This is a genomic window from Nocardioides rubriscoriae (assembly GCF_008087085.1).
GTDB classification, from domain to species: domain Bacteria; phylum Actinomycetota; class Actinomycetes; order Propionibacteriales; family Nocardioidaceae; genus Nocardioides; species Nocardioides rubriscoriae.
Map to the genome: position 1 here is coordinate 1 of NZ_VIYJ01000020.1, position 11,987 is coordinate 11,987.

An 11,987-nucleotide genomic window follows, 5' to 3' on the forward strand; every position below is an offset into this window, starting at 1 on the left:
CAACGGACGGCTCGAACACCTCCGTGGCTCAGCCCTCGGATTCCGCAACCTCACCAACTACATCGCCAGATCGCTCCTGGAATCCGGGGGCTTCGGACCCCAACTACACCCCGGATTGTGAAGAGCCACATTGGTGATATGTGCCGCCTTGTGGGCGCGAGCGTTCTTATCGATGAGCAGGCGGCCCGCCGCCGGCCTAAGTTGGGTTCGGGCGTTTCATGACTTTTCACACCTGCGGTAGGGCGTGATTCGCGATCGCCAGCAGAGGGCGGCCTCAAGCTATGTAGCGCTTTCACCTGTGCGGAGCGGACTAATGGCGCGGATTTGAAGTTGTTGGACGGTTGGCTTTCTCGAGGTCCTTCTCGGCTGTCTTTGTCCAGACGAACGGGTGTGAGCGTTCGTTCCAGCTGTCGATGAAAGCGCGGAGTTTGGTGTTGCGGTCCTTGCCTGACTTGAATACCCCGCGGCGTACGGCTTGGCGTTCGACGGTGCTGAAGAAGACCTCGACGAGGTTCATCCACGAGGCGTGGGTCGGGGTGAAGTGCACGACGAACCGTGGGTTCTCAGCCAGCCACGCCTTGAGGCCTTGTGCTTTTGCGCGGCGTAGTTGTCAATCACCAGGTGCAACTCGACGGGGACACCAGATTTGTCGTGGACGTGGCGGTAGGCGCGTTCGATCTGTTTGAGGAAGGCCAGGAACTCCTGGTGACGGTGCCTGAGTTTCAGTGCGGCGGTGACGTGGCCGGCGGCGATGTCGATGGCTGCGAACAAGGTGGTGGTGCCGTGGCGCTAGTAAGTCGTGCGGGCGACGCTCGATCGTGCCTACTTGCATCGGCAGGATCGGCACGGTGCGGTCCAGGGCCTGCATCTGGGACTTCTCATCGATACCAAGCACGATCGCGGACTCGGGCATGTCCGCCTGCACGGCGAGGTAGTGATGAGCTTGATTCGCAACCCACGTCGCACAGGATCACCTGGCATCCAAAGACTCCGGGTAGGACCCACTGGTTGATGTCCACTCGTTCGACCTCGATCGAGGCGCCGTTGGCGCGCGAGAGCACAGTGAAAGAAGTCATGAGCGTGCCGACCTCAGGCGACGAAGAGGTGCGAGGCGAGCGTCCAGTCAGTCACGGCCTTCGCGGTCACGACCTCGCGCACCCTGGTGGACGGGCTCCAGCGCTGGACCACCTCGTCGCCGCCGCTGCCGTAGCGATCTAGCTCGATCACGGCGCGCTCGAAGCGGCGCGGAAGAAAGAGCCCCTCTAGCTAAGCGGACCGCCACCACCCCCTCGCCGACACGCTCGAAGAGCGATTTCATCTCGCACACCACTTCCGGGGACTCGACCCACTCGCCCGAGTCAGCGCCACATGTGACGCACTCTCTTGGGCAACTATTTGTCCCCTATCTCTTGCTCTAGGACTTAGAGAAGGCGAAACTGGCCCCTCCAAATGCGACCGCAACAGACTCTCAGTCGTAGTTGCCCGCATGCCCTTTCGTAGATCGGAACGTTATGAGTCTCATGCAAGTCCGTTTTGCCTTCGTCGCTCTTGGTCTCACCGTCCCAGCGCTGGTTGTGGCTGCAGTCCAGGCCCCCGCCAGTGCGCTTACTACCCAGCAGTTGGGCATTGTGGACCAGAATGTCCACCGAGATCCCTCCGCACTCGCGTCCGCTGTCGATAAGGCCGAGACCGAGGGTGCGCAGGTAATTCTTCTCCAAGAGGTGTGTAAGTCGCACTTGGACTCGCTTATCGGGACAAATGGGGCCACTAAAGGATGGACCGTTGCTTTCAAACAAGACCAAACGAACTGTCCTGGCACTGAGAATGGCGGTGTGGCAGCAATCTGGACGGGTGGAACGACCGGCTCAAAGACAACGATGACTTTCTCTGCCGACACGCAGTACGTATACGAAACGGATCCCGATCCTACGGACGCATATACATCGACCGCTACCGGAATGGCGTGCGTCTTGTTCCAGTCCGAATACCGTGCGTGCTCGGTCCACATCGTCATTAACGGCGGTTATGAAAAGCAGCGAGCCCAGGTGGCGGAAATTGAGCCCTGGATGCAGAATCCAGCTCAGAACCGATACTGGATCAGCACCGACAAGCGCATTATCCTGGGCGGCGATTTCAATATGACCCCCGACCGTCCTGCGATGGATAAAATCTACAAAAACCCGACCTCGAGCTCGGTGGGGTATTTTCATGAAGCCTATCGAACGCAGCAGCCAGCTGGATCGGTTAATGTTTGCCGCTGCGGATCTGCGACTGCAAACGACGCGACCGTGAAGTTCGACTACGTCTTCATCTCGTCCAACGTCTTCAGCAATACAGCACAATCGTCCTTGTCTCTCTCGACCAATGCGTCAGACCACAAACTGCTGTATGCGGCCTCTAGTATCAACTTCTAGTTGAGGCAGTCGATTCAGCGAGGGATTATGCTGCGCAAGTTGCCAACGGATTGAACGGCTGTGCCTCCACCTGGATCGTTTCAAAAGGGTGGAGGTACAGCAGTCCATCCGAGTCGTTCTTGCCAACGCCGACGCAGCCGCCGCTTCTGAACATAAGAACGGTCACACGCTTGAAGGCTTCGAATTGCTTCCTGTGCGCAGACGGAGAAGATCGACCTCGGAGTCAACTCGCGGCGATAGGATGCATTATGAACTATGCTGAACCGGTACTGGGAAACGTGCGCCGTCATGCCTGCCCCGGTGGCCTAGCCCAGACCGTACTCTACACCGAGATACACCACCGTCTATCAGGACAGGATGCGTGACAAGTCCAGTTCGGGTTTGAGCGAAATCTCGAAGTAGTCCAAGAGTACATCAGCAATCAGTTCGGGCGAGGTGGCGATTCGGTGTTCGCCACTGTCGCCAAATTCGTACTCCAAGACGCGGATTAGTTCATTGTAGGTCGTCAGCATGGCCTTTTGGTGGTTCATGAGGCAACTGTATCCAGGGGCCTAGAGAAGTGGTGGGGCGCACGAACAGGACCCCAGTGAGCACGCTTAACGGCATACGTCCAGAGAGTCCTGGCCTTAAGGTAGTATCACGATGATGACTGAGGTCCCCCACGTGTTGATGCCTGTCTGCTGTGCCCCAGAGGTGCTGACCCCCTGATGCGCCCGGTGGTGGACGAAGAACTTACCGACTTGCTGTTGCTCGGCCAGCTGTCTCAAAACGGCGGCTCGGACGTGTGCATTCTGCACGGCGACCAACCCAGCGACCGGATCCATCAACTGTCGGCATGGCTCCGTGGTCTCGATCCGGATGCCCGAGTCGTGACAAGCAGAGTCGACGCAGAGGGTCAGCCCCCCGTCGTAAAGCTCGCTGCCTCGGCCCGTTTCGACCTCGTTCTGGATATCAGTGTTGCACCGGGATGGCGTCGGCGTATCAAGACACTAGTCCCCCTGGTCCGCGCTCGGGGGTGTGTCGTCAGCGAGCGCGCCGAGCCCGGTGACGGTGCCCGCAGCTTTTTGCAGCGCCTCAGCACAAATGACCCCGGCAGGCCGAGGTTGGCCGACGTCATCGGCTCTACGAGCCTTGGGGCTAATTGGCTTCGAGTAGATGTGGCACACAACTCCTTAATCAAAGTATTTGAGCATGAAGTCGATTCACTGCGTGGCCACAGCAAGGTCAACGATGCCGCGGTAGTTGTCCCCGCTGAGCCGTGGGTCTCCCGTGGCGTCACTCGCGGTAACGACGAAGTCCGCGCGGCTTCTCTACCCACGACCTTCGCGGGGTTTGACCTGCGCCTACACACCTATAACGAGGTGTGGTGCCTCCTCCAATCGGCTGTAGTCGCCGATGGGATCGCGCTTCCAGAGTCGTTCCGTCGCAGCTACGCGGGCATCTACTCCAACGCCCAACTCGAGAGCCTCACCCAACGCGCCGCCTTGCCGCCCCCCCGACCGGAACGGCGGCTCGCCGGAACCTACCTCCATCTCGATAACGAATGGCGCGGGCAGTTCGGTCACAACCTGCTCGAACAGGTTTCCAAGACATGGGCTTGGTCCGAGGCCGTCGCTCGACACCCTGACGTCTTGGCACTCGTGACCGCCAGGCGTCATGTCCCTGTGGCCGAATGGGAGCTCCAGCTGCTGCATGCGGCGGGCATCCCGCGAAGTCGCATAACTGTGGCTAGAGAGCCTGTCGTGGTCGAGCGACTGCTCACCGCAACCGGCGGGTATTACCTGCCCGACCGCGCACACCCCGCTCTAGTCGATCTCTATGGGCGGATGGCCCAGCGTCTCTCAACCTCGCCCGACCCGGGCCGCTCGTACCCCGGGCGATTGTTCTTCAGCCGCAAACCCGGCCGCCGTCGGGGCTGCATGAACGGCGAACGAGTCGAAGCGGTATTCAGCGACCATGGCTTCGAGGTGGTTTACCCAGAGGACCACTCACTGGCTACCCAGATGTCGATGGTGCGGGCCTGCACGACGTTCGCCGGGTTCGCGGGTAGTGGGATGTACCACCTAGCGCTGACGGCAGGTGGCCCACCGAAGCAGGTCATCGCTATCACAGCACGAACCTACGTCGAGTATGTCGAATCGGTGTTCTCAGCGCTGTACGGTCACGAGCTGTGGATGGTGTGGTGCGATGACGTCATAATCAACGACCGGAGTGTGGTGCAGTCGGACTACCGATTCGGACCGGACGACGAGATATACCTGCGCGAGGTCCTTAACGGGCTATACGGGAACTCAGCTCACCCGTCGGCGGAGTAGCCGAAGAGCTCAAAATCCGCCTCGTACGTGGCAAGCAGGGCCGAAAGCAACCTCGGCGTGATTGGTACATCGTCTGAGCGAAGGCCCTGCGGCTCGTTGACGTGGGTGAGGCCAGCGGTCACACCCACGCCGTGGTCCTCGCGTAGGGAGCGCACTACGACGTCTAGCCCGTCTTCGTAGCGGTAAACCTGCATGCCCGGAGTTACGAACTCGTGCTGCGGGCGAAGGTGATTGTCGTGCACATATGGATCTTCCTTCCGTCGGTTCAATACGTCGATGCCCCAGGTTTCGACGAGCTCGGGGGTCAGTGATGCCCCCGAGCGTCGGTTCCGGTAGAGGAACTCGGAGCGGAACCTGGCTACCGGGTCGCGGACGACGGTAAATGTGATCGCGAAGAGGTCGAGCCGAAACAGGTCGCACAACAATTGAGCATGCAGGTGCTGCGGCGAACAGCGCCGCAGCGCCCGGGCACCCTTGTGGGGTGGCGACATATCGCGATACATGGACCCAAACCCGCTGTCGCTGAACGCCCGCTCGATCGCCGTCCCCCCAGTTTTGGGCACGTGCGCGAATAGCACGTGCTGACCGTCACGAGAAAAGATAGGCATCCGTTTACGGTCTCACACCGCAACCAGGCTGCGCCCGCAGCTCGACACGAGAGTTGAGTCCAGCAGAGTGGTGTACGACGACCTGAGTGGGCGCGCGTGCCTCCAACGTAGGCGCGGCCACCGGTGAATCCTTCGAGTGATCTCTCACAACCAACTCGAAGAAGGACACATCGATGACCGCTGGAACCAGTATCGACCCTGCCCTGACCAAGACGCTGAACCCCGGGGAGTTCCTCCACGAGCAGCTCGCCCAGGCCAGCCCGGACCTGATGCGTGAGCTCCTCGCGACGTTCGTCAACGCCCTACTCGGTGCCGATGCCGACGCGGTGTGCGGCGCGGCTTACGGCTGTCGTGCGCCGGAGCGGGTCAACTCACGCAACGGGTATCGCCACCGCGACCTCGACACCCGCGTCGGCACCATCGATGTCGCGATCCCCAAGCTCCGGGCCGGGACCTACTTCCCCGAGTGGCTCCTCGAGCGACGCCGTCGCGCCGAAGCAGCACTGACAAGCGTGGTCGCGACCTGCTACCTGTTGGGTGTCAGCACCCGTCGTATGGACAAGCGCGTGCAGTCCCTGGGGATCACCGGTCTGTCGAAGTCACAGGTCTCGGTAATGGCTCAAGATCTCGACGCCCACGTCGAGGACTTCCGGACCCGACCGCTGAACGAGGACGGGCCCTACACCTTCGTCGCGGCTGATGCGTTGACGATGAAGGTCCGCGAGGGTGGGCGGGTCCGCAACGTCTCGGTCATGGTCGCCACCGGCGTCAACAACGACGGACACCGCGAGATCCTCGGCGTGCAGTTCGCCACCGGTGTGGCGAGGCGGTCGAGGCGTTCAAGTACAGGCACGGTGAGGTACATGTAGGACTGGGGTGGTCGCATCGTCGGGTCGAGGTCAGCCAACGTGACCGGGGCATCGAACCGTCGGGGGTGTCGTACTCGGATGACGTAGGCGTGGGCTGCGCCGGTGTAGTAGCGCTCGAACGGGGTCTGCTCGATACCGCCAACACGTCCGTACTTCTTCCAAGCCCGCGTCGGGGAAGTCTTGTCGATCGTGTCGATCTCGAACATGCCCACGATCCGCTGTACCGGTGCGGTGGAGTAGATCACGATGTGGGTGACGTCGTCTGGCAGGCCCTGGCGACGGAACTCGACGCTCTTGGTTCCAGCGAGGATGGCGTCGGCATACCGGGGCGTCAGTCGCCGAGCCGCAGACTGAGCCAGCCGTGCTCTGAAGGCAGCGAGTACCTGTCGTCACGACCTCGGGTCAGTGCACCGGCTCGCTCGAGCGCATCTAGGAGGTCAACGAACTCTAAGAAGGTGAGCTCGTGTTGTAGGTCTGGCGGCAACTTGTCCCACAGGTCCCGCACCGCCGCCGGCGTTGTCAGGTCTGCCGTGAGTTTGGCCAGCACGATTCGTTGTGACGGGCTAACGCGTACATGTTCAATGTCGACGACGAAAGGCACCACTGCCGCCAAGACGACGGCGGCTGTAGATTCGATACCCAGCAGTTCGACCCCCCCGACGAGGAGGCCGGAGGCGAAGAGCGTCTGGAACGTTGTGACGGGAAGGTTCACATGCCACGAACCGATGCGCATCGCGAGCGGTTCATCGGCGTATGACTGGAGAAGATCGACGATGGAGTCGGCGATTGACGTGGTGGTTGGTGCTCCTGGGGTGGCTGGCGAGACGCCGCATGTCGCGACCACATCGAGTAGTCCGGCTTGAGTCACGTCAAGGTCTGATCCCGAACCTGACTGGCCTCGCACGATTTCGGCGACCAGCGGCCAGCCTTCTAGTCCCGACACGCTGGTAAGCGGGCGTCCTGATGCCACGTCGTCATTCACTACGACGACCTCCTCGCTGATCAATCACAGACCACGCAGCCACCACGTGCTGGACAGCTGCATCGATGAGCGGCATATGCGGCTCGAAGGCACTTCGTGATGCAACGACTTTATCCTCGCCGAGCGTGGCAAGCCACCGTTCGGTCACCTGACGACCGACCTCAGAAGCCACTTGCAGCCACACGATCCCGGGGAGTGCGGATATGAGGTAGCTGAAAATGTGCAGGTGCCGGTCACCGGACAGAGCGGTACGAGCCCAGGTCACACGAGCCTGAGCCTTAAATGTGTGGAGGAACTGCGCGACCACTGGCTGATCCATGATCGCGACGATCGTCTCAATACCCTTCGATGACGCTGCCCCTGGCGCATCCATCAGGCTGGATGCAGTCGTGACGCACACGACTTTGACCGTGGAGAACAAGCGAGCGACTTCGGCTGGCGACTCGGTCTCGAAGATGCACAAGCGCGCGACTGCCTCACTAGTCTCACTCAGACCGGCAGCCTGAAGAGCACACACGTAGCCGTCGATCCCGTCTAATCCATTGGGCCGGCGAAACTGCCTGGCAAGCACGTCTGCGCGCGCCCAAACCAGAAGAATATGCATGCCCACGTCGGAGTGATGCCGCACGAAGTCAGCCGCTCTGCTTGAAAATTCGGCGACGTCAACGATCTCAAGGGGAAGCGGGCCAGTGTCGTGTAGGGCGATGCGCTCTCGTTGGTGCTCTTCAACGTCCTCGAGCGTGCGATCGCCACGCAGATCGAGCTCGATGCGGGCACGGAGATCGGGCGATAGGGCTGCGACGTCCTCAAACAGGGCATCAATCGTGGACCGAACTTCCGCTGTGTGCATGGTCGGTAAACCATGCTTTTCAAGCACGGTAGCGACCTCGTCGAAGTAGACCGCAAGCTCATCTGAGGTCGACACCGAGTCCAGACCTAACGGGTTCGGCAGCGTCAGCCCACCTTGAACCAGGTGCTGCAACTGTCGCATCCGCAGGTCGGGGACGCTCTCGGCACCCGCCAACGTCGCGATGCGAACCCTGGCAAACCCCACAGCTACTGCCTCGCCCAGGGCTGGTGCGCTCATGCATGCCCTGAGTGCGCAATCGATTGCGAACCGGTCGGATGCCCAGCCACGCCCCGGCGCCAGCCGCACGCCGGCGTCGTAGAACGCTGCATAGTCGGTGTTGTCCTCAAGCGAAGTGCGCCAGGTCGGTTCGACACCCACAGACAGCGTCGTTGCGTACGTCTCATGAAGCATGCGGGCCTGGTCGCGGCTGAACCGAAATAGCCGACGGATCCGCGTCGGATCAATCCCGAGCCGCGCCAGATCGCCGGCGAACCGGCCGACCAGCCCCCACAACGTGGTGTGTTGGAGCTCGTGATGCAGGCGCTCATGCAGGGTCACGAGCGCCTGCTCATCCGCGTTGGTGAGCAAAGATGCATGAAGGGTCCACGACTCCAGTCCGTCGTAACTACCCAACGTTGTGCCGGCGCTACGGGCACAGAGATATGCGACGTCATCCTCAAGGTCGACCTCGTTCGCTTGCTCATCCACGCCAGCGTTGGGCTCGCTCGCCAACCTGATCACCAATCCTCTATGTGGCTGACCCCGCCAGCCGAGTGCCGTCGTTACCGATCCTGCGGGCCGGTCTCGGGATGCATCGAGCCGACGAGACGTCCAGGAGCTGGTCAAGGGATGTGCCGATGCCAGGTCGGACGACAAGGCGGGAGATGCGGCAACGTCGGCCTGCTCGCAGTCCGGCGCGGCGCTGCGCGCTATACCTAGGCAGCTCGTTTCAACTTTGATCCGCGCGGAAGATCGCGTCCTCCGGATTGTTCAGCGCCGACCGGATGTTGTCCGCCACCTTATCGATCAGCTTCTGGCCCCAGAACGGGTCCGTCTGGTCGTACAGGATGACCCGAATGTGTCGAAGGTCGAACGGGACGTCGTCTTGGTTGGAGGACACCAGCACAACCGGCTTCTCATAAGCGTGGGCGAGGCCAAGCTCATAGAAGACGTTCGGATTCTTGGTCGTCAGCTCAGCGACCAATACATCTGCATCCCGTATACCGCGCCATATCTGGTCGATGATCTTCCCAGTGCCGAAGATCTCAGCATCGGCTCGAACTGCCGTTAGCCCGGCCTGCGTAACGGCAGGCTTGAAGATTGACTCGTAGTAGCCACCGAGTGGTGCTGCGAAGGGCTGCATGATGAAGCAAGTTGCACCAGTCACTGCGGCGGCCTTGGCCTTCGCAGCCGACTTTCCACCTGGCTTGTGTGCTTCGTCTCGGCCTATATCAAACAACCGTGGGCGCTCGCCAGACTCGTCAAGCAGGCCAGCGCTCTTAATCGACTCGGTGAACAGATCTAGGAACTCAGGCACCTTGTCCGCTGGGATCTTGAACCGATCAGTCAATGCGTTGACGAGGAACTGGTTATCGGGCAGGTTCTCGCCGCGATAGAAGTTGTAAACAGCAGACATCTCAGGCGCAGCCAAGATCGCGTCACGCAGCGCGTTCCTCTTGTCGTCGTTGCTCTGCGGCGCGATTGCCTTGCGCGCACGATCGGTGACGACCAGCTTGCCGTCCTCACTCTCCAGGAAGCCGTATTTCTTGGCCGAGCTCATCTCGACGTTGAAGGCTCCGCTCACACCCGTTCCGCCGAGAAACTTCGCTGCCTCGGTCGGGGTCGCCGGATTGGCGGCGTTCTGGTTGTAGATCGCCTGCGGGATTCGCAGCGCTCGTTCCACGGAATGGCGGGGGTACTTGGGCACACTTGCGGCGGCCTTCTTGGCCGTGGCATTTTTGGCCGTGGCTTTCTTGGCCGTGGCATTTTTGGCCGTGGCTTTCTTGGCCGTGGTCTTCTTGGCCGCGCTCCTCTTTCCAGGCGTCTTCTTCCCGGGCGTCTTCTCCTCAGGCGCCTCCTTTGCGGGCGCCTTCGCAGCGGGGTCCTCTGGTTCAGGGGCTGCCTCCTGGGTGACCACTTCGGCTTCCGGCTCAGATTCCGTCATCAATGCTCCCTAGCGTTTGGTACATCGCACACTAGAACGCGGCGCCGACAGTGCCGGGTAAGCCGAGTCATCCGCGTGCGCCTGACTACGTCGTCCCCTACCCGCCTGGCTGTCGCCAGCGACACAATGTTGGAGCCGGCACGAACCACAGCACGACAAGCTCCGATCGCCTGGACTGCCGCGCGCTGTTAGCCCAGTTCGTCGAGTCTGTCTTCGCTCGCCGCGAGCGCGTGTGCTTGTCGCATTACCGGCGGGTAAAGCGAGCCCGTTCGGCCTCGCCGCGGAGTCGGCCATGTCAGAGACCAGCCGATCAGCCGATCCCCAGGAACGCCGCACCAGCCGCACCAATGACACCGCCGACCGAACCTGAGGCCGTGTCCGTCGCCGCGTTCGCTAGCAAGGACTGCGTTCGCCGCCACCGACCTCCCGAGCCGGGAACTGGCGCCTCGTCCGGTCCGCAGGATCTCGGTGGCTCGTCGCAGGCGGATGGCCACCCGTCCTCTAGAGCGAACTGGAGTGCCTCATCGGTCATCCGCACGAATTCGCGGATGTCCCTGGAGACGGCGAGGTTGTGCAGTTCGGGCGGCGGCTGACGACGGTACGGCCACCGATCCGGCTTGCCTCGCGGCCGCACGTAGATCTGCACGCCCTACAGTACCCCTTGTGCATCCTTCCTGCAGATGTATACGTGGTACTCGAACTCGTTCACGTCGATGACCACGACCCGGAGGCCGTTGGACAGCCTGAACCGGCGTAGCGCAAGGATTGCGGGCGGGTCGCTGTGGCCGTTCTGGGCGCAAGCGACCAGGTCGAAGTCGGACCACTTGGCGAACTCGTCGTCGCTCAGACCTGGCTACATGGCCGCTATTCGGTCGTCGTCGATTCCGACCACCAGGAGGCAGCCGTCGCGCAGGTTGCCCATCGCCATCACCGACCTGGCGACCTTGGCCACGAAGAACGTGTTGCACAGCACCAGCCAGGCGCCCGTCAGCTCCAGGCGGCGCAACTCAGCTCCACCCGCCAGCAGCGCCTCGAGCTCCTCAACAGTGACCACGTCTCCACCCTGGGACCGCTGGGGCCCTCTCGGCCCGGCATCATCGACGAGAGGTCCGACCACCTGCCCCGGCTCCCGGATGGCACGGAGGGCATCTGGAGGTCTTCTGGTGCGGATCAAGGGGGCAGGCCGGGACGTCTCGACGAAGATTTGATGTTACCTATCCGTGCAGAAGACCCCCGTTAGGCGGACCTGTCGGGGGTCGGTGTGTAACTGAAGCTATGACGTCGCCGGGCCCCGAACAGGAACCACCCGGACACGAGGAAACCACTGATACGGCCCCTGAAGGCCCGCCCACTGGGTCGGCTGCTAAGGGTCGTGGGTTCGTTCGCGGCGACGACCGGCTCAAGGAACTGCTCGCTCGACCCGGGATGGCGCAGGCGGTGGCTGCGCTACAGACGGAACCCTTGGTGAACCCGGCAGATGTCCTCACCGACAACCTTCGCGCCCAGGCTCAAGCACTTTTCGACGCGGTCGGTGCCACTGACGTGGCGATCTTCGGGTCCGTCGCCGAAGGCACCTCGCAACCAAGCAGCGACCTTGACCTCATTGCGAAGTTCCCACCCGCGTTCAACCTCTTCAACCTCATCGACCTGACCGAGGCCCTAGGAGCCTGCTGAACAAGCAGGGGTGGGGACCCGCGTTTGTTGTGGGTGCGGGCGGAGCGCCGCCAAGGCAGTCGAGCTGCGGTCAGCACACGTGGTGCGACACGGGGTCGTTCCGCCCGCATA

At 61.8% G+C, this 11,987-nt stretch carries 11 protein-coding genes and 1 pseudogene; 4 read left to right on the top strand and 8 right to left on the bottom strand.

Going from position 1 to position 11,987, the window contains the following annotated elements; all coding sequences use genetic code 11:
- Positions 1-310: 310 nt before the first annotated feature.
- Both FZC61_RS23525 and FZC61_RS23290 read right to left on the bottom strand, forming a co-directional pair.
- Entirely contained in the window at positions 311-547 is a 237-nt protein-coding gene (locus FZC61_RS23525) for a hypothetical protein (protein WP_246142860.1), read from the bottom strand.
- A gap of 542 nt (positions 548-1,089) precedes the next feature.
- Positions 1,090-1,227, bottom strand: a complete 138-nt coding sequence (locus tag FZC61_RS23290; protein WP_170286243.1) for a hypothetical protein — start codon at positions 1,225-1,227, stop codon at positions 1,090-1,092.
- Between the two features lie 293 nt (positions 1,228-1,520).
- Between FZC61_RS23290 and FZC61_RS22650 the strand changes: the two genes are divergently transcribed.
- Complete coding sequence (locus FZC61_RS22650; RefSeq protein WP_246142861.1) at positions 1,521-2,414, top strand: endonuclease/exonuclease/phosphatase family protein; 894 nt, start codon at positions 1,521-1,523, stop codon at positions 2,412-2,414.
- A 347-nt stretch (positions 2,415-2,761) separates the two neighbouring features.
- On the opposite strand, the gene FZC61_RS22655 is transcribed toward FZC61_RS22650, so the two are convergent.
- The gene (locus FZC61_RS22655; RefSeq protein WP_148616538.1) at positions 2,762-2,944 is read right to left on the bottom strand and encodes a hypothetical protein; all 183 of its coding nucleotides are present in this window, start codon (positions 2,942-2,944) and stop codon (positions 2,762-2,764) included.
- Positions 2,945-3,133: 189 nt separating this feature from the next.
- Here FZC61_RS22655 and FZC61_RS22660 point away from each other — a divergent pair, with 189 nt between their 5' ends.
- A complete protein-coding gene (locus FZC61_RS22660) occupies positions 3,134-4,729 on the top strand; it encodes a glycosyltransferase family 61 protein (RefSeq protein ID WP_170286244.1) in 1,596 nt (531 codons plus the stop codon).
- On the opposite strand, the gene FZC61_RS22665 is transcribed toward FZC61_RS22660, so the two are convergent.
- Complete coding sequence (locus FZC61_RS22665) at positions 4,711-5,307, bottom strand: sulfotransferase family 2 domain-containing protein (protein WP_170286245.1); 597 nt, start codon at positions 5,305-5,307, stop codon at positions 4,711-4,713. The genes FZC61_RS22660 and FZC61_RS22665 overlap by 19 nt on opposite strands.
- A 203-nt stretch (positions 5,308-5,510) precedes the next feature.
- Between FZC61_RS22665 and FZC61_RS22670 the strand changes: the two are divergent.
- A pseudogene (locus tag FZC61_RS22670) lies at positions 5,511-6,152 on the top strand (transposase); the annotation flags it as partial.
- Positions 6,153-6,537: 385 nt separating this feature from the next.
- On the opposite strand, the gene FZC61_RS22675 reads toward FZC61_RS22670, so the two are convergent.
- From FZC61_RS22675 to FZC61_RS22690, 4 genes are all read right to left on the bottom strand, one after another.
- Positions 6,538-7,188 carry a hypothetical protein gene (locus tag FZC61_RS22675; protein WP_148616541.1) on the bottom strand — a complete coding sequence of 217 codons (651 nt, stop codon included), beginning with the start codon at positions 7,186-7,188 and terminating at the stop codon, positions 6,538-6,540.
- Complete coding sequence (locus FZC61_RS22680; RefSeq protein ID WP_148616542.1) at positions 7,181-8,746, bottom strand: hypothetical protein; 1,566 nt, start codon at positions 8,744-8,746, stop codon at positions 7,181-7,183. The genes FZC61_RS22675 and FZC61_RS22680 overlap by 8 nt, the downstream gene beginning before the upstream one ends.
- 241 nt (positions 8,747-8,987) lie before the next feature.
- The gene (locus FZC61_RS22685; protein ID WP_211357410.1) at positions 8,988-10,202 is read right to left on the bottom strand and encodes a hypothetical protein; all 1,215 of its coding nucleotides are present in this window, start codon (positions 10,200-10,202) and stop codon (positions 8,988-8,990) included.
- 853 nt (positions 10,203-11,055) lie between these two features.
- A complete protein-coding gene (locus FZC61_RS22690; RefSeq protein WP_148616543.1) occupies positions 11,056-11,256 on the bottom strand; it encodes a hypothetical protein in 201 nt (66 codons plus the stop codon).
- 221 nt (positions 11,257-11,477) lie between these two features.
- Between FZC61_RS22690 and FZC61_RS22695 the strand changes: the two genes are divergently transcribed.
- Positions 11,478-11,876, top strand: a complete 399-nt coding sequence (locus tag FZC61_RS22695; protein WP_148616544.1) for a nucleotidyltransferase family protein — start codon at positions 11,478-11,480, stop codon at positions 11,874-11,876.
- Positions 11,877-11,987: the final 111 nt, after the last annotated feature.

What these genes read in the sequence shown, in the direction of transcription:
- FZC61_RS22650 (WP_246142861.1), top strand. Translation starts at nt 1,521, where the DNA reads ATGCAAGTCCGTTTTGCCTTCGTCGCTCTTGGTCTCACCGTCCCAGCG.
- FZC61_RS22655 (WP_148616538.1), bottom strand. Translation starts at nt 2,944, where the DNA reads ATGAACCACCAAAAGGCCATGCTGACGACCTACAATGAACTAATCCGC.
- FZC61_RS22685 (WP_211357410.1), bottom strand. Translation starts at nt 10,202, where the DNA reads ATGACGGAATCTGAGCCGGAAGCCGAAGTGGTCACCCAGGAGGCAGCC.
- FZC61_RS22695 (WP_148616544.1), top strand. Translation starts at nt 11,478, where the DNA reads ATGACGTCGCCGGGCCCCGAACAGGAACCACCCGGACACGAGGAAACC.